Consider the following 17,543-nt stretch of genomic DNA (forward strand, 5'->3'; position numbering starts at 1 on the left):
AGATGCAAAACATCAGTGAGATAGAAGAATTAATTAAATTAATTTCAAAACTTCCAGGGTTAGGTCCCAAATCAGCAAAAAGAATTGTTTTAAAATTAATAAATAATCGTGACGAACTTGTAAAACCTATGGCAAATACGTTGGCGCAAGTTTATAAAAATGTAGTTAGATGCAATTCATGTGGTACATTAAAGTCAAATTCAAATGGATGCCTAAATTGTGAGAACACAAAAGAAAAATATAATAAAATTTGTGTAGTAGAGGATATTGCAGACCAATGGTCGATTGAAAATTCAAATATATTTCAGGGCTATTTTCATATTTTAGGAGGCACAATTTCTTCAGTTGGCCAAAGAAAAGAAGATTTGTTGATTAACTCATTAGTTGAAAGAGTTAATAGAGATAAAATTGAAGAGGTAATTCTTGCAACTAGTGCAACTGTTGAAGGTCAAACAACTGCATATTATATTCAAGATAGTTTAAAAAACTTGAATGTTAAGATTACTAAATTAGCACAAGGATTACCTGTTGGTGGAGAAATTGAAAGTTTAGATGACGGAACTTTATTTTCTGCTTTTAAAAATAGGTCTAATTTGGTTTCGAACTCAGATTAGATTTTTTTTTCAATCTATTTAAATGAAGTAATGGTTCAGTATAACCTGAAGGTTGCTCTTTACCTTTAAATACTAAATCACATGCAGTTTGAAATGCTATAGAGTTTTCATAATCACTGCTCATTTTAACATATAGTGGATCATCTTTGTTCTGATCATCTACTATTTTGGCCATTTCTTTCATTATTTCAGTTACTTGTATTTTTGTTGTAATTCCATGATGAATCCAATTGGCTATATGTTGTGAAGAAATTCTTAGTGTTGCTCTATCTTCCATTAAGCCAATATTGTTAATATCAGGAACTTTTGAACAACCTACACCTTGGTCAACCCATCTTACAACATACCCTAATAAAGTTTGTGCAGAATTAGAAATTTCTTTATTTATATCTTCTACAGACCAATTAGGTCTGTCTGCTATTGGGATTGTTAAGAGATCATCAAGCTTAGCTGGCTCTCTATCAATTAATTTTTTTTGTTCGTTAAAAATATTTATTTCATGATAATGTAAAGCATGTAGTGCAGCTGCTGTTGGAGAAGGAACCCATGCACAGTTTGCACCTGCTTTTAAGTGTCCTGTTTTTTGCTCCATCATATCTTTCATTTTATCAGGCATTGCCCACATTCCTTTTCCAATTTGAGCTTTACCAGAAAACCCACAACTTAAACCAATATCAACATTGTTGTTTTCGTATGCAGTAATCCATTTAGATGACTTCATATCGCCTTTTTTAATCATAGGACCAGCTTCCATTGATGTATGCATTTCATCACCGGTTCTATCCAAGAAGCCAGTATTAATAAAAAAAACTCTATTTTTAAGACTTCTAATACATTCTTTTAAATTTGCTGACGTTCTTCTCTCTTCATCCATAATACCAATTTTACAAGTGTACTTTGGTAAATTAAGAACTTCCTCAACTTTAGAAAAAATTAAATCTGTAAATGCTGTTTCGTCTGGGCCATGCATTTTAGGTTTTACAATATAAACTGATCCAGTTCTTGAATTATTTTTATTTTTAATGTCATGTAGTGCTGCTGCTGTAGTTATAAATGCGTCCATAATACCCTCAGGTATTTCACTTCCATCACTCAATAAAATTGAAGGGTTAGTCATTAGATGACCAACGTTTCTTACAAGTAAAAGACTTCTACCATGTAATTTTAAACCTTTCCCATCTTTTGAGATATAACTTCTGTGAGGATTTAATTTTCTCTCAAATAATTTCCCTTCTTTTTCAAATTTGGATTTAAGGTCACCTTTCATTAGACCTAACCAATTTCGATAACAAATAATTTTATCTTCAGAGTCAACAGCTGCTACACTATCTTCATTATCACAAATTGTTGAAACTGCTGATTCTAGTATAATATCACTAATACCTGCATGATCTTGTTGAGCAGCAAAAGCTCTTGAGTCTTTTAGAATTTCAATATGTAAATTATTATTCTTTAGAATAATTGCTGACGGATTATCGCTTTCGCCTCTGTGCCCAATAAATTTATTTTCATCTTCCAAATCAAAAATATCAGCACCTTTTAAAACTTTTAATTTCCCATATTTTACAGCAAAACTTGTAATTTTATTCCAACTTAATCCGGCTAATGGAAAGTATTTGTCTAAAAAATCTCTTCCATATTTAATAACCATTTCACCTCTTAGAGGGTCATACCGTTCAGATACGCTGTCTTCAGACTGTTCAATTACATCTGTACCATAAAGACTATCATATAAACTCATCCATCTTGCATTAGCAGCATTTAATGCATACCTCGCATTCATTACAGGCACAACTAGCTGAGGTCCAGCTATACTTGCAATTTCTTCATCAACATTTTCAGTTTCTATTTTAAAATCAGGTCCTTCATTTTTTAAATAACCAATTTCTAATAAAAATTTTTTGTATTGATCTAAATTAAATTCTTTACCTTTATTTTTGATATGCCAATCATCTATTTTCTTCTGTAAATCTTCTCTTAATTTAATTAATTGTTTATTTTTTGGTGCTAAGTCATCAAGAGTTTTTTCTAGACCTAACCAAAAATTTTCAGAAGATACATTTGTATTTATTAATAATTCATCATTTACAAAGTTTGATAGCTTTTCAGATACTTGAAGACTATTGATTTTAATGTATTTTTCTTGCATAGCACTTAATTTCGTACCCCATCTGTATTTTTGCCTGAGAGCTTTACTCCTTCGGCGGAAATCAATCTCTTTCCAGAGTGTTATGCTTTAATCGGTCCTTTTGCCTGAGAGTTTCCGGGGTGGTTGCTCCTTCGGCGCTATAAATAGTCTCTCCCGATAATGAATTTGTATCTGTTAAATGATTTAAGTCAATTAATAAGAATTACACCTTATTTAACATCATTTTATTGCCTTTTTTGTATTTTAACCATCCGCTATAAATAAAACATGAAAAATTATCTAAATTTTGAAACAGAAATTAAAGATCTAGAAAACGAACTAGAAAAATTAAAAGATCCTTACAATCAAGAAGGATTATCAGAAGTCGATACTCAAAAAATTTCAAGCACTCAAACAGAAATAGATGAAAAATTAAAAAATATTTATTCTAATTTAGATCCTTGGCAGACCACTATGGTTGCTCGTCATGAAGATAGGCCTAAAGCAAAATTTTTTATTGATAATTTGTTTGAAAACTTCATTTCATTATCTGGGGATAGATATTATGGAGAAGATAAATCAGTATTAACTGGATTTGCAAAGTTCAATGGAAAATCTGTTTTAGTTATAGGTCAAGAAAAAGGAGAAGATTTAGATAGTAGGATTGAGAGAAATTTTGGAATGATGAGACCAGAGGGTTATAGAAAAACAATAAGATTAATGAACTTAGCAAACAAATTTAATATTCCCATAATTTCTTTTATTGATACACCAGGAGCATATCCAGGCGTAGGAGCAGAAGAGAGAGGGCAAGCCGAAGCAATTGCAAAATCAATCGAATGCTGTATGGAGCTTAAAGTTCCAACAATTGCAATTATTATAGGTGAGGGTGGTTCTGGTGGAGCAATTGCTTTAGCTTCATCAAATAAAGTTCTTATGCTAGAAAATGCAATTTATTCAGTAATATCTCCAGAGGGATGTGCAACTATTCTATGGAGAGATCCAAAAAAAATGCTTGATGCTGCAAAAGCTATGAAACTTTCAGCTAAAGATTTATTAAAATTAAAAGTTATTGATGAAATAATTGAGGAACCTTTAGGTGGTGCGCACAGGGATAGAGATATTATATTAAATAACGTGAGAGAAACTTTAACAAAAAATTTAAATTATTTTGATGAATTATCTTCTGAAGAAATAATGAATGAGAGAAAAAATAAATTTCTTAAAATTGGAAGAAATGATGGTTTTATGACTAGTACTGAAGATCTAAGTACATTAACTATTAAGAAAAATAATTTGGATCAAATTTTTAAATCAAAAAAAATATTACTAGCGATTATTGGTGGATTAATTTTAGTTTCTTCAATTTTCTTATTTATTTAAATTCTATAAGGCTCCACAGCAATTTTTAAATTTTTTTCCTGTAGCCTCGCATCTATCATTCCTAGATATTTTTTGATTTTTGTTAATTAGCAATAAACACTTTGGATTGTCAGATGGATTTATTTTCTTAGAATTAATTTGTTCATTATCTGACTCCGTTACTACTTTTAGGTTCATAAGGATTGTTAAATAATCTAACTTTAATTTTTCTAAAAGATTTGAAAATAATTCAAATGCTTCTTTTTTATATTCAACTAATGGATCTCTTTGACCATAAGATCTTAAACCTATAACTTGTCTTAATTGCTCCAAATATTGGATATGTGATTTCCAATTTAAATCGATTGATTGAAGAAAAATTCTTTTTTCAATTTCTTTTGCATGATCCTCTCCTAGAAGTTTAATCCTATCATTTCTTGTTTCTTGAAATTTATTAGAAATTTTTTCTCTAAAATCTTTGTCTTTTGCCTCAATTAAATCTTTAAATTCTGTTTCTTTAAAACTTTTTCCAATAATTTGCCTAGTTTTATTAATAAATTCATTGCTTTTTGGATTGGATAAATTTGAAATTTTTAACCTTATCAAATCATCAGATATTTCTTTTAAAAATTCATTTGAATAATCAAAGATATTTTCACTGTTCATCGCATTTTTCCTTTGTGAAAATACAACTTGCCTTTGATCATTAAGAACATTATCAAATTTGATAAGTGTTTTTCTTATATCAAAATTTCTAGTTTCTACTTTCTGCTGTGCTCTCTCTAATGCTTTATTAATCCATGGATGATCAATACTTTCACCGTCCTTAAGTCCAAGTTTTTCGAGCATACTATTCATAGATTCTGATCCAAAAATTCTCATCAAATCATCCTCTAGACTAACGTAAAATACAGAACTACCTTCATCTCCTTGTCTTCCAGATCTTCCTCTAGCCTGGTTATCCACCCTCCTAGACTCCATTCTCTCAGTACCAATTACAAATAAACCACCTAAGGATTTAATTTTATCTTTATTTATTTTAAGTTGGTCTTCTGGAATAGAACCTTTTTTACCGCCAAGTTGAATATCAACTCCTCTTCCAGATATACTTGTTGTAATAATTAATGAGTTTTCTTTTCCTGCATTTGCAATTATTTCAGCTTCATTTTCATGATTTTTTGCATTTAACACTACATGTTTAATGTTTTTCTTATTTAGTAAATTTGAATAAACTTCAGATTTATTAATACTTGAGGTAAATACTAAAATAGGCTGACCTAATTTATTTTTTTCAATTATTTTTTCTATAATTGCATCATTCTTTTCCTTTTCTGTTCTAAAAATTAAATCATTAAAATCCTTTCGGACCATTTCTTTATTTGTTGGAATAACAACAACAGGAAGATTATAAATTTCAAAAAACTCTTCAGATTCTGTAGCAGCTGTACCAGTACAACCAGATATTTTTTTATAAAGTTTAAAATAATTTTGATAAGTTATTGAAGCCAAAGTTTGATTTTCAGCTTGCACTTGAATTTTTTCTTTAGCTTCTAATGCTTGATGTAAACCATCTCCGAAGCGTCTGCCTTCTAAAATTCTTCCAGTAAGTTCATCAATAATTTTAAGACTTCCATCTTTAATAATATAGTCTCTACCCTTTTCGAATAAATGATTTGCTCGTAAAGCTTGATTAACATGGTGAACTAAATGTAAATTTTCAGGATCATAAAAATTATTATTTTTTAAAATTCCAGCGTCAGAAAAAATTTTTTCAACATTATTAATTCCATCATTTGTTAATAAAATACTCTTTTCTTTTTCATCTATTTCAAAATCTTTATTATTTAAGTTTATGATTAATTTATTAATTGCTAGATATTGGGCTGTTTTATCTTCAGCTGCTCCAGAAATTATCAAAGGTGTTCTTGCTTCATCAATCAAACATGAATCTATTTCATCTACTATTGAAAAATTATGATCTCTCTGAACCATTTGTTCTTCAGAAAATTTCATATTGTCTCTTAAGTAGTCAAAACCTAATTCACTATTAGTTGCATAAGTAATGTCACAATTATAATTTTTCTTACGTTCAGCATCATCTTGATAGTTGTTAATAAACCCCGATGTAAGACCTAGAAAATTATAAATTTGCCCCATTTCAATCGAGTCTCTTTTTGCAAGATAATCATTTACAGTCACTATATGAACACCTTTACCGCTCAATGCATTTAAGTATGCAGCAAGTGTTATGGTTAAGGTTTTTCCTTCTCCGGTTCTCATCTCAGCAATTTTACCCTCATGTAAGGCCACACCTCCTATTAACTGAACGTTAAAGTGTCTTTCATTTCGTATTCGTTTGGCAGCCTCTCTGACTAAAGCGAAAGCTTCTGGAAGTAACTCGTTTAATGTTTTCCCATCTTTTATCTGATTTTTAAATTCATTAGTTTTTTTTGGAAAGTTGTCGTCATTTAAATTTTTTAACTCTTCCTCATATAAGTTTATTTTTTCAACAATTTTACCAATTCTATCTAGCTCTTTTTGATTACTAGATTTGATAAATTTTGTTATTAAATTTAATGGGTTAAACATGACTATTTGATTTATTCTTTACTTATATTGTTTAATATATGTATTAAATAAATAATTTAAACAATATGGGAATTAATTTAACAAATTTTTTATCATCTCAATCAAAAAATACAAAAATGATTGATTTTCAAGACCTTGATCATCTAGATGGTCTTTCAATTTCAGTTGTTTCAGCAAATTTATATAAAGATATTAGAGATGATTTAACTATGTTTTATTTTAGAGAAGGTGCAAATTATGCCTCTGTTTATACACAGTCAAAAATAGTATCTGAAAATATAAAATGGAATATCAATCAAAGACCAAAAAAAATATATTCTCTAATTGTAAACACAAGAAATGCAAATGCTTTCACTGGAAAGCAAGGGTATGAAAGTTTAAAAAAAATAGCAGATTTAACTGCTAAACAATTAAATAAAAAACAAGAAGAAGACGAAGAGAGTCCAAAGAAAATTACCTCAAAGAATATAATGTTTGGTTGTACTGGTACTATTGGAGAAATTTTTCCACATGAAAAAATCTCTAACAATATTCCAAATTTAATAAAAAAAATTACTTATACTCAAAATAAATTTATTTGGATGAAGGCAGCACTTGCAATCATGACTACGGATACAAAGCCAAAATTAGCTATGGAGGAATGTTATATTGGAAGTGAAAAAGTAAAAATATACGGAATTGCCAAAGGTTCAGGAATGATACATCCGAATATGGCTACAACACTTGCGTATATATTTACTGATGCAACTTTATCTAATGACGTTTTAGGAAAGCTATTAAAAAAAAATATAACCAATACATTTAATGCTATTTCTTGTGATGGAGATACCAGCACCAATGATATGGCAACTATCTTTGCAACTAATGAAGTAAAAAATTCTCAAGTAAAAAGTGTGAATGAAAATAAAATTAAAAATTTTGATAAAGCATTAAATAATGTTCTTTTGAATTTAGCTAAAAGAATTGTTTCAGATGGTGAAGGAGCATCAAAATTCATAACAATAAATGTTAGCAAATGTAAAAATGAGATAGATGCAAAAAAAATTGCATTATCTGTCGCAAATTCTCCGCTAGTGAAGACCGCAATTTCTGGAGAAGATCCAAATTGGGGCCGAGTTATAATGGCAATCGGTAAAGCTGGGCCTAAAATTAATTTAAAAAAATTATCTGTTAATTTTGGAAATATAACAATTGTAGAAGGTGGAAAATTAAATCAAAGTTATGATGAAAAACAAACAGCAAATTATATGAAATCAGAAAATATAGAAATAAACATTGAAACTTTTACAGGAAATAAAAACTTCACAGTTTATACTATGGATTTAACAAAAAAATATATTGAAATTAATGCAGACTATAGAAGTTAACTTATTGAAAACCTAAATTTTATAATTAACTAATAATCATGATTAAATATAAACTTTCTTGTAAAAAATGTAATTTAAAATTTGATAGTTGGTTTGCATCCTCAAACGAGTATGAAAGACTAAAAAAGAAAAAACTTTTGAATTGCCATAATTGCAATTCAGAAAAAGTTGAAAAAACAATTATGGCACCTCAGCTAATAAGTCATAAATCAAAAACTGATGAAAAATTAAACTTAGAAAAATATAATAAAGTTAAAAAAACTATAAAAGATTATCAAAAATTTATTAAAGATAATTTTAATTATGTTGGTGATAATTTTGCTTATGAAGCGAGATCAATTCATTATAATGGTAAAAAAAAATCAAAGGGTATTTATGGTAGTGCATCAAAGGAAGATTTGAAAGAATTAAAAGAAGAAGGTATAGATGCTCAAATGATCCCTTGGATAGATGAAAAAGAAAATTAGTTTTTAATAAATTTTGCTATATAGTTTACAGATAAATCTCTAGAAATACTCCATTCATCCTTAATAATGTTAAAATTCATACCCTCTAATTTGTTTAGAGATAAATCATATTTCATTAAAATCTTTTTAAGATCATCAGGTTTAACAAATTTTTCCCATTCGTGTGTTCCAATTGGAAGCCATCTCAAAACATACTCTGCTCCAACAATTGCAAAAATATAAGATTTTAAAGTTTTATTTATTGTTGCAACAAACATAAGTCCATTTTTTTTTAAAAGTTTTGAGCAAGACTTTAAAAAAAAATCTATATCCTCTACATGCTCGATAATTTCCATATTTAAAATTACATCAAATTTTTTTGTAATTTTAAGCTTTTCAGGCGATGAACATAAATAATTAATTTTTAGTTTATTTTTTTTTGAATGGAGTTTTGCAATTTTTATATTTTTATCAGATGCATCAATACCTGTAACATTTGCTCCCATTCTTGACATTGGTTCGGAAAGTAACCCTCCACCACATCCAATATCTAAAATGTTTATTCCTGACAAAGGTCTTAATTTATTTTTTAATTTGAAATTATTAATAATATTTTCTTTTATATATTTTATTCGTGTTGGATTAAATTTATGAAGTGGTTTGAATTTACCCTCTGGATCCCACCATTCATTGGCCATTTTAGAAAATTTATCTATTTCTTTTTTATTTACACTAGTCATTGTGATAAATAGTTGACATAATAATTTAGATGTATTTTATCCATTATTTATTAAATATTAATAATTAAAGCTAGCATGAAAACTATCGTATTAAAATTTGGTGGAACATCTGTAGGAACTATAGATAGAATTAAAAAGGTATGCAAAATTATTGCTTTTTACAAAAAGAAAAATAGTAAGGTAGTAGTTGTTTCATCGGCAATGAGTGGTGTGACAAATGAGTTAGTTAATAAGTCTAAACTGATAAGTAGCAATTTTGATAGAGCAGAATATGATGCATTAGTATCGACTGGAGAGCAAGCATCATGTGCACTTATTGCTGGCAGACTAAAACATAAAGGATTTAAATCGAGATCTTGGACATCATGGCAATTACCTATTTTAACAGATGGCCCTCATTCAAGTGCGAGGATTAGTTCAGTAGGTATCAAAGAACTAAATAGATATATAAATTCAGGTGGAATACCTATAATCACAGGATTTCAGGGTGTAAGTAAAGATTTAAGAATAACAACAATCGGAAGAAGCGGATCTGATGCAACTGCAATTATGCTTGCAAAATTTATTAAAGCTGATCAGTGTATAATATATACTGACGTAGATGGAGTTTATACTACTGATCCAAGGCAGTATAAAAAAGCAAAAAAAATTAAAAAAATTTTTTATGACGAAATGTTAGAAATGGCATCTCTAGGTTCAAAAGTAATGCAGCCTACATCGGTTCAGGATGCAAAGCTGAATAAGATTGATGTTAAAGTAAAATCTTCATTTGTATCAAAATCTGGTACCTTAATAACAAATTCTAAAAAAGCATTTAGTGACCAAATTATTACTGGAATTTCATCAACAAAAAATGATGCTAAAATTACAATTGTAGGAGTAAAAGATAGACCTGGTGTTGCTGCTTCTATTTTTAAACCACTTTCGAAAAATCTTATCAATGTAGATATGGTGGTTCAAAATATATCTTTAGATGGAAAAGAGACAGATCTTACATTTACTATAAAAGCTGATGATTTAAAAAAAACAGAAAAATTAATTAAACAAAATAAAAAAATATCTTTTAAAAAATTATCTTTTGATAAAGGTGTTTCTAAAGTTTCAATCATTGGTGTTGGTATGATAACTACTCCAGGTATAACATATAGAATGTTCCAGGCACTAGCCTCAAAAAAAATTAATATTTTAGTTATTTCTACCTCAGAGATAAAAATTTCAGTTCTAGTTTCTGTTAAGCATGTTAAAAGAGCAATAGCTGCTTTACATAAAGAATTTAAATTAGATTAATTATAATGAGTTTAAGACCATTTAGAGATATTAAAAGAAGAAAAACAAAAGTAATAAATGTTGGAACTGTAAAGATTGGGGGCGATAATCCAATCTCTGTTCAATCAATGACGAATACTTTAACTACGGATGTTAAAGCAACCATAAAACAAATTAACGATATAGCTGAGGAAGGTGCTGATATAGTAAGAGTGTCTTGTCCAGATGAGGACTCTTCAAAAGCATTAAAAGAAATAATAAAACATGTATCAATACCAGTAGTTGCAGATATACATTTTCATTATAAAAGGGCTATTGAGGCAGCAGAAAATGGAGCTAGCTGTTTAAGAATTAATCCAGGAAATATTGGAGATGAAACAAAGATACACGAGGTATTGAAAGCAGCAAAGAATAATAATTGTTCAATAAGAATTGGAGTAAATGCAGGTTCTCTAGAAAAAGATATTTTAGAGGAATTTAAAGAGCCTTGTCCAGAGGCATTAGTTAAAAGCGCTTTAAGAAATATAAAAATTTTAGAGGATAGAGATTTTTTTAATTTTAAGATAAGTGTCAAATCATCAGATGTATTCCTTTCGATAGCAGCATATAGACAACTATCCAAAGTTATAGATTATCCTTTACACCTTGGAATTACAGAGGCAGGAAGTTTTGTATCTGGGAGCATAAAATCATCCATAGGGCTTGGTAGTTTATTAATGGATGGAATCGGAGATACTATTAGAATTTCTTTATCTGATGACCCAACCCAAGAGGTGAAAATTGGTAATGAGATATTAAAATCACTTAATCTGAGAAATAGAGGAGTAAAGATCATCTCTTGTCCTTCTTGTGCAAGACAAGCATTTCAGGTAATCGACACTGTAAAAATATTGGAAGAGAAACTAGCCCATATAAAAACACCAATAACACTGTCAATTATTGGTTGTGTTGTTAATGGACCAGGAGAAGCTGCAATGACAGATATAGGAATTACTGGAGGGGGAAAAGGAAATAATATGCTTTATTTATCTGGTGTTCAGAATGAAAAAGTTTTGACTGATGACATAATTGATAAGGTTATAAGCGAAGTTGAGAAAAAAGCATCTGAACTAGAGAACTAATTATGATACCCTTAAAAACAGTTGAGGAATTAATAATAAGACATTCATCCATAGAAAAAGATTTATCTACCGGTGTATTAGATAACAAGTTATTTGCCGAAAAATCAAAAGAATACTCAGATTTAAATGAGATAGTTGGAAGTGCCAAAGATTATATTTCTTTTCAAACTGAAAAAGAAGAATTGGAGAAAATATTAAATGATAGTTCTGCTGATGGAGAGTTAAAAAAGATGGCAGATATAGAATTGATAGATTTGCAAAATCGATATGAAGCTAATGAAAAAAAATTAAAATTATTTTTGTTACCAAAAGATGAAGCAGATAAAAAAAATGCTATTATTGAAATAAGAGCAGGAACAGGCGGATTAGAAGCAAGTTTATTTGCATCAGATTTATTTAAAATGTATGAAAAAGTTAGTCACAAAAAAAAATGGTCTTTAGAATTAATCTCAATATCTAGAAGTGATGCAGGAGGTTTAAAAGAAGTTATAGCATCAATTAAAGGTACTAATATTTATTCAACACTAAAGTATGAGAGTGGAGTTCATAGAGTACAGAGAGTTCCAGATACCGAAACTCAAGGAAGAGTTCATACATCAGCAGCAACAGTAGCTGTTTTACCTGAAGCAGAGGAGGTAGATTTAAAAATAAATGATTCTGAGTTAAGAATAGATGTATTTAGAGCAGGCGGACCTGGTGGACAATCTGTTAATACGACAGATAGTGCTGTAAGAATTACGCACATTCCAACAGGTTTATCTGTATCTCAACAAGATGAAAAATCACAACATAAAAATAAAGCTAAAGGTATGAAAATTTTAAGAGCACGTTTATATGAATTAGAGAGGTCAAGAATAGACCAAGAAAGATCTCAAGACCGTAAGACAAAAATTGGCACAGGTGACAGATCAGAAAGAATAAGAACTTATAACTTTCCCCAAGGGAGAGTAACTGATCATAGAATTAATTTGACACTTCATAAATTAGATGAATTCCTAGAAGGAGAAGCATTCGATGAAATGATCGAGTCATTAACATTGCAGGCACAAGAAGAAAGTTTAAGCAACTTAAAGAAATGAATATAAGTTCAGTTATTAGCAAGGGTTCAAAAATTTTAAAGAAAAATTTAATTCTTAATTCGCATTTAGACTCTGAAATTTTAATGGCAAAAACAATTAATAAGGACAGAAGTTATATTTTATTGAATTCTAATGATATCCTCAACAAAAAAGATCAAAACAACTTTTATAAATTAATACAAAGTAGATCTTCAGGTAATCCAATTGCATATTTAACAAATAAAAAGTTTTTTTGGAACTCTGAGTTTTTTGTTACAAATGATACATTAATTCCAAGACCTGACACAGAACTTATTGTTGAAAATGCATTAAGATTAACAAAATATAAAAATAAAATTAATATTTTAGAAATTGGAGTTGGTTCAGGTTGCATTCTTCTGTCATTATTAAAAGAAAGGGACAATTTTTATGGGGTAGGTTTAGATATAAGTAAAAAATGTTTAAATATAACTAAAAAAAATGCTATTACACTAAAAGTTATTGCTAGATTAAAATTATATAAATCAAATGTTGACAAATTCAATTTAGGAAAATATGATTTGATAATTTCTAATCCTCCTTATATTAAATCATCTAAGATTAAATATTTGGAAAGAGATGTTGCTAGGTTTGAGCCCAGGTTAGCACTAGATGGTGGATTAGACGGTTTATCAGAAATCAGAAAAGTTATAAAAAAATCCTCTGAACTGATAAAAAAAAATGGGAAAGTAATTTTAGAGATTGGATTTGATCAAAAAAATAAAGTTATTAATTTATTAAAAAAAGAAGGTTTTTATATAAATAGTGTTCAAAAAGATCTTGCTAATAACGATAGATGCATAGTTTGTACTAAAATATAATTAAATTAAGATGGTAACATTTAGAAATAATAGCAACAATAATAGAAGAAGTGGATTTAGAAGAAGTCCAAGAAATTTTAAATCAAATGGTGATAACTCAAAATTTGCTTCTACTTTCTCTAATAATGAAAATTTTAAAAGAAAAACTCCTGGAAGAAACAACCATAATGCACCTAAATTAATTGAAAAGTATAATGATTTAGCCAGAGAAGCTTTATCAAATGGAGATAAAATTTTATCGGAAAATTATTTACAACACGCAGATCATTTCACAAGAATTCTTAACGAAAAAGAAAGTCTTAGAAAAGAAAAATTTCAAGACAATAGATCTGAAGTTAATTCTGAAATTGAGCAAAATATTGAAAATTCTGAAAAAAAAATACAAGATACTTCATCCGATGAAAATAAGATTGAGAAAGATGAAAAATCTCAAATCGAAATGATTTAGTTTATTCCAAGTATTTTTTCAGATTTAAGAACGTCAATTTTAATCTTAATAGTTTCAAAAAGTTTTCTTTCTTTATCTTTTAAAATTTTTCCAGATGGAAGTTTCAACTTTTGAGAATTTACTTTTTTACCATTCACTATTACTTCATAATGTAAATGTGGTCCTGTGGATTTACCAGTTGATCCCACATAGCCTATTGTCTGGCCTTGTTTTACTCTTACTCCAGATTTTATTCCTCGTGCAAATTTTGACATATGAGCGTATACAGTTTGATAAGTTGAATTATGTTTAATTTTTATACAATTTCCACCTCCGCCACACCATCCTGCTTTTTTTATTATACCATCACCCGATGCCATTATTGGTGTACCCATTGGTGCAGCAAAGTCAGTACCCTTATGCATTTTATTAAATCCGTCTATTGGATGCTTCCTCATTCCAAACGGAGAAGAAAGTCTTGCACCATTGATTGGTGTTTTCATTAAAGCTTTTTTTACACTTTTACCATTTCTGTCATAATGACCTTCACTTCCTTCCTTATCAAAATAATACAAACTATTATCTTGTCCATTAAGTTTTAGATTTGCAAAAAGAATTTCCCCAGTTTCAACAATCTCTTTTTTTTCATTTAAAAAAATTTCATACATGACATGAAATTTATCTTTTTGTCTAATATCTCTTTGAAAATCAACTTGAAAACCATAAATTCCCGCAAATTCAATTATTACATTTGCAGGTATATTTTTATCAGTTGCAGCTTTATATAAGCTTTGTAGTATTATATTTTCTTCATAGATTATTTTTTTTTCTAACTTAATTGATTTAATTTCATTAGTAAATTTGTCATTTTCAATATTTCTTTTTAAATATATTTTTTGAGTATTTGAAATTTGGAATATAAATTCTTCAATTTTATTATTTGTTTTATCTAAAGTGAATTGTATTATTTGCTTAGTATTTAATTTATTAAGATCAACTTTTTTTTTAAGTGAATTTTTTATTTTTATTATTTCTTTATTATCAATTTTATAATCTTCTAAAATTTGATCAAAAGTTTCTCCAGACTTGATTTTATGTTTTATTTTTTTATATTTTGGATCTAGATTTTCAATAATGTGGTTGAGAGTTTTTTTGAAGTAAATATTATCAATAAAGTTATGATAAATTTTGTTATTTATATTTTTTTTATAATTAAAATAACTAGTTGATATTACAGTAATCAAAATCAAGGCAGTTAAACCAAAAATTTCTAAATTTTTTTGAATCTTATTTTTTAAATTTTTAATCATTAAATTATTTAAGTGCCTTAATTATTAGTTTAGAGGCATCTAAAAATCAAAAAAAACCCTTTAAAATAAAGGATTTTTCTCTTTTTTTTTATTCTTAAATGCTTGATTTCCTATAATTTTAGCCTATAAGCACTGAACTTTCTCAATAAAATTATTGTTAACACAATAAAAACACGAGAATTATTGAGCTTTTTTTGCTCAATTAGCTATATAAAACGTTAAAATTTAAGAAGAGAAGTGTGGACGGTTAAGGTTACCAAAATTTGTCGTACACACTTCAACATCATATAAATTTTATTCTTAGAATTTATATGGAAGCTAGTGTGCGCCGTTTTTAAACTTGAGAGTTTGATCATGGCTCAGAACGTACGCTGGCGGCACGCCTAACACATGCAAGTCGAACGAAGTAGCAATACTTAGTGGCAGACGGGTGAGTAACATGTAGGTATCTGCCCTTTGGCCTGGAATAACACGAGGAAACTTGTGCTAATACTGGATAAGTCTTTACGGAGAAAGCTTTATGCACCATTGGATGAGCCTGCACTTGATTAGTTTGTTGGTAGGGTAATGGCCTACCAAGACTGTGATCAATAGCTGATTTGAGAGGATGATCAGCCACATTGGGACTGAGACACGGCCCAAACTCCTACGGGAGGCAGCAGTGGGGAATCTTGCACAATGGAGGAAACTCTGATGCAGCGATGCCGCGTGAGTGAAGAAGGCCCTTGGGTTGTAAAGCTCTTTCGTCGGGGAAGAAAATGACTGTACCCGAATAAGAAGGTCCGGCTAACTTCGTGCCAGCAGCCGCGGTAATACGAAGGGACCTAGCGTAGTTCGGAATTACTGGGCTTAAAGAGTTCGTAGGTGGTTGAAAAAGTTGGTGGTGAAATCCCAGAGCTTAACTCTGGAACTGCCATCAAAACTTTTCAGCTAGAGTATGATAGAGGAAAGCAGAATTTCTAGTGTAGAGGTGAAATTCGTAGATATTAGAAAGAATACCAATTGCGAAGGCAGCTTTCTGGATCATTACTGACACTGAGGAACGAAAGCATGGGTAGCGAAGAGGATTAGATACCCTCGTAGTCCATGCCGTAAACGATGTGTGTTAGACGTTGGAAATTTATTTTCAGTGTCGCAGCGAAAGCGATAAACACACCGCCTGGGGAGTACGACCGCAAGGTTAAAACTCAAATGAATTGACGGGGACCCGCACAAGTAGTGGAGCATGTGGTTTAATTCGAAGATACGCGCAGAACCTTACCAACACTTGACATGTTCGTCGCGACTCTAAGAGATTAGAGTTTTCGGTTCGGCCGGACGAAACACAGGTGCTGCATGGCTGTCGTCAGCTCGTGTCGTGAGATGTTGGGTTAAGTCCCGCAACGAGCGCAACCCTCACTTTTAGTTGCCATCATTAAGTTGGGCACTCTGAAAGAACTGCCAGTGATAAGCTGGAGGAAGGTGGGGATGACGTCAAGTCCTCATGGCCCTTACGTGTTGGGCTACACACGTGCTACAATGGTATCTACAACAGGAAGCAAGACTGCGAAGTTAAGCAAATCCTTAAAAGATACCTCAGTTCGGATTGCACTCTGCAACTCGAGTGCATGAAGCTGGAATTACTAGTAATCGTGGATCAGCGTGCCACGGTGAATGCGTTCCCGGGTCTTGTACACACCGCCCGTCACACCATGGGAGTTGGTTCTACCTTAAGGCAAGGTTTCAAACCCTTGACCACGGTATAGTCAGCGACTGGGGTGAAGTCGTAACAAGGTAGCCGTAGGGGAACCTGCGGCTGGATTACCTCCTTTCTAAGGATGAGTGAAAGTAAAATTTTACTCTAAATAATACACAGGATAATGTTGACCGTCCTCATTTCTCTTCTTAAAGAAGTGTTTCTCTTGCATGGGGGCCGGTAGCTCAGTTGGTTAGAGCACACCCTTGATAAGGGTGGGGTCGAAAGTTCGAGTCTTTCTCGGCCCACCAATTTTAGATCATGGGGGATTAGCTCAGCTGGGAGAGCGCCTGATTTGCATTCAGGAGGTCAGCGGTTCGATCCCGCTATCCTCCACCAAAACACTTAGTTATGAAAAATTGTAAATAAAAATAATAATTAATATCAATATCTATATCCGAACATTAGTAATGTTATTAGCTAATGTTCAAAGTAAAAATTTGATTCAACACAGAATTTTTTTCTGTGCATAAATCAAGCGTTTAAGGGCGTGTAGTGGATGCCTTGGCACTGAAAGCCG

13 protein-coding genes, 2 tRNA genes, 2 rRNA genes and 1 riboswitch (1 of these 18 running past the window's edge) are annotated in these 17,543 nt (G+C 30.3%); of the genes, 13 read left to right on the plus strand and 4 right to left on the minus strand.

The genetic code is table 11. The annotated features are described in order from the left end of the window. Positions 1-2 precede the first annotated feature (2 nt). Positions 3-614, plus strand: coding sequence for a recombination mediator RecR (gene recR / locus ACTT88_RS00470; RefSeq protein ID WP_440907432.1), 612 nt, complete (start codon positions 3-5; stop codon positions 612-614). Here recR and ACTT88_RS00475 read toward each other — a convergent pair. After that, complete coding sequence (locus ACTT88_RS00475) at positions 589-2,763, minus strand: malate synthase G (RefSeq protein ID WP_440907433.1); 2,175 nt, start codon at positions 2,761-2,763, stop codon at positions 589-591. The genes recR and ACTT88_RS00475 overlap by 26 nt on opposite strands. Positions 2,764-2,845: 82 nt before the next feature. Beyond that, a riboswitch (glycine riboswitch) is annotated at positions 2,846-2,929 on the minus strand. Between the two features lie 101 nt (positions 2,930-3,030). On the opposite strand from ACTT88_RS00475, the gene ACTT88_RS00480 reads away from it, so the two are divergent. Further along, on the plus strand, positions 3,031-4,125 hold the full coding sequence (locus ACTT88_RS00480) for an acetyl-CoA carboxylase carboxyltransferase subunit alpha (protein ID WP_440907434.1): 1,095 nt from the start codon (positions 3,031-3,033) through the stop codon (positions 4,123-4,125). A gap of 3 nt (positions 4,126-4,128) precedes the next feature. Here the strand turns inward: ACTT88_RS00480 and secA are convergent, their stop codons facing one another. Continuing rightward, entirely contained in the window at positions 4,129-6,693 is a 2,565-nt protein-coding gene (secA, locus tag ACTT88_RS00485) for a preprotein translocase subunit SecA (RefSeq protein ID WP_440907435.1), read from the minus strand. A 65-nt stretch (positions 6,694-6,758) separates the two neighbouring features. Here secA and argJ point away from each other — a divergent pair, with 65 nt between their 5' ends. Then, positions 6,759-8,060 (plus strand): bifunctional glutamate N-acetyltransferase/amino-acid acetyltransferase ArgJ, encoded by a 1,302-nt coding sequence (argJ, locus tag ACTT88_RS00490; protein ID WP_440907436.1) that lies wholly within the window; start codon positions 6,759-6,761, stop codon positions 8,058-8,060. Between the two features lie 38 nt (positions 8,061-8,098). Continuing rightward, complete coding sequence (locus tag ACTT88_RS00495; protein WP_440907437.1) at positions 8,099-8,527, plus strand: DUF1178 family protein; 429 nt, start codon at positions 8,099-8,101, stop codon at positions 8,525-8,527. On the opposite strand, the gene ubiG is transcribed toward ACTT88_RS00495, so the two are convergent. Then, a complete protein-coding gene (gene ubiG, locus ACTT88_RS00500; RefSeq protein ID WP_440907438.1) occupies positions 8,524-9,246 on the minus strand; it encodes a bifunctional 2-polyprenyl-6-hydroxyphenol methylase/3-demethylubiquinol 3-O-methyltransferase UbiG in 723 nt (240 codons plus the stop codon). The genes ACTT88_RS00495 and ubiG overlap by 4 nt on opposite strands. Before the next feature lie 75 nt (positions 9,247-9,321). Between ubiG and ACTT88_RS00505 the strand changes: the two genes are divergently transcribed. Genes ACTT88_RS00505 through ACTT88_RS00525 form a run of 5 tightly spaced genes read left to right on the plus strand, consistent with a single transcriptional unit; the run spans position 9,322 to position 13,999 of the window. After that, positions 9,322-10,533, plus strand: a complete 1,212-nt coding sequence (locus ACTT88_RS00505; RefSeq protein ID WP_440907439.1) for an aspartate kinase — start codon at positions 9,322-9,324, stop codon at positions 10,531-10,533. Between the two features lie 5 nt (positions 10,534-10,538). Beyond that, positions 10,539-11,633: a flavodoxin-dependent (E)-4-hydroxy-3-methylbut-2-enyl-diphosphate synthase gene (gene ispG, locus ACTT88_RS00510; RefSeq protein WP_440907440.1), complete on the plus strand. Its 1,095-nt coding sequence runs from the start codon at positions 10,539-10,541 to the stop codon at positions 11,631-11,633. Positions 11,634-11,635: 2 nt separating this feature from the next. Next, positions 11,636-12,712: a peptide chain release factor 1 gene (prfA, locus tag ACTT88_RS00515; protein ID WP_440907441.1), complete on the plus strand. Its 1,077-nt coding sequence runs from the start codon at positions 11,636-11,638 to the stop codon at positions 12,710-12,712. Further along, a complete protein-coding gene (gene prmC / locus ACTT88_RS00520) occupies positions 12,709-13,551 on the plus strand; it encodes a peptide chain release factor N(5)-glutamine methyltransferase (protein ID WP_440907442.1) in 843 nt (280 codons plus the stop codon). The genes prfA and prmC overlap by 4 nt, the downstream gene beginning before the upstream one ends. 10 nt (positions 13,552-13,561) lie before the next feature. Beyond that, complete coding sequence (locus tag ACTT88_RS00525; protein ID WP_440907443.1) at positions 13,562-13,999, plus strand: DUF4167 domain-containing protein; 438 nt, start codon at positions 13,562-13,564, stop codon at positions 13,997-13,999. On the opposite strand, the gene ACTT88_RS00530 is transcribed toward ACTT88_RS00525, so the two are convergent. Further along, positions 13,996-15,288 (minus strand): peptidoglycan DD-metalloendopeptidase family protein, encoded by a 1,293-nt coding sequence (locus ACTT88_RS00530; RefSeq protein WP_440907444.1) that lies wholly within the window; start codon positions 15,286-15,288, stop codon positions 13,996-13,998. The genes ACTT88_RS00525 and ACTT88_RS00530 overlap by 4 nt on opposite strands. A gap of 336 nt (positions 15,289-15,624) precedes the next feature. Between ACTT88_RS00530 and ACTT88_RS00535 the strand changes: the two genes are divergently transcribed. From ACTT88_RS00535 to ACTT88_RS00550, 4 genes are all read left to right on the plus strand, one after another. After that, positions 15,625-17,099: ribosomal RNA gene (locus ACTT88_RS00535) — 16S ribosomal RNA — on the plus strand. A gap of 98 nt (positions 17,100-17,197) precedes the next feature. Next, positions 17,198-17,274, plus strand: a tRNA-Ile gene (locus tag ACTT88_RS00540). Positions 17,275-17,286: 12 nt separating this feature from the next. Next, positions 17,287-17,362: transfer RNA gene (locus ACTT88_RS00545), tRNA-Ala, on the plus strand. A 133-nt stretch (positions 17,363-17,495) separates the two neighbouring features. Beyond that, positions 17,496-17,543: ribosomal RNA gene (locus tag ACTT88_RS00550) — 23S ribosomal RNA — on the plus strand (it continues 2,705 nt past the right edge of the window). The 16S and 23S rRNA genes sit together here with 2 tRNA genes alongside, the layout of an rRNA operon.

The sequence above is a fragment of the Candidatus Pelagibacter sp. genome (genome assembly GCF_052046145.1).
Lineage (GTDB): Bacteria > Pseudomonadota > Alphaproteobacteria > Pelagibacterales > Pelagibacteraceae > Pelagibacter.

Bases quoted from the DNA above. Each gene is read 5' to 3' on its own strand.
- recR (WP_440907432.1), top strand. From the start codon at position 3: ATGCAAAACATCAGTGAGATAGAAGAATTAATTAAATTAATTTCAAAA.
- ACTT88_RS00475 (WP_440907433.1), bottom strand. From the start codon at position 2,763: ATGCAAGAAAAATACATTAAAATCAATAGTCTTCAAGTATCTGAAAAG.
- ACTT88_RS00480 (WP_440907434.1), top strand. From the start codon at position 3,031: ATGAAAAATTATCTAAATTTTGAAACAGAAATTAAAGATCTAGAAAAC.
- secA (WP_440907435.1), bottom strand. From the start codon at position 6,693: ATGTTTAACCCATTAAATTTAATAACAAAATTTATCAAATCTAGTAAT.
- argJ (WP_440907436.1), top strand. From the start codon at position 6,759: ATGGGAATTAATTTAACAAATTTTTTATCATCTCAATCAAAAAATACA.
- ACTT88_RS00495 (WP_440907437.1), top strand. From the start codon at position 8,099: ATGATTAAATATAAACTTTCTTGTAAAAAATGTAATTTAAAATTTGAT.
- ubiG (WP_440907438.1), bottom strand. From the start codon at position 9,246: ATGACTAGTGTAAATAAAAAAGAAATAGATAAATTTTCTAAAATGGCC.
- ACTT88_RS00505 (WP_440907439.1), top strand. From the start codon at position 9,322: ATGAAAACTATCGTATTAAAATTTGGTGGAACATCTGTAGGAACTATA.
- ispG (WP_440907440.1), top strand. From the start codon at position 10,539: ATGAGTTTAAGACCATTTAGAGATATTAAAAGAAGAAAAACAAAAGTA.
- prfA (WP_440907441.1), top strand. From the start codon at position 11,636: ATGATACCCTTAAAAACAGTTGAGGAATTAATAATAAGACATTCATCC.
- prmC (WP_440907442.1), top strand. From the start codon at position 12,709: ATGAATATAAGTTCAGTTATTAGCAAGGGTTCAAAAATTTTAAAGAAA.
- ACTT88_RS00525 (WP_440907443.1), top strand. From the start codon at position 13,562: ATGGTAACATTTAGAAATAATAGCAACAATAATAGAAGAAGTGGATTT.
- ACTT88_RS00530 (WP_440907444.1), bottom strand. From the start codon at position 15,288: ATGATTAAAAATTTAAAAAATAAGATTCAAAAAAATTTAGAAATTTTT.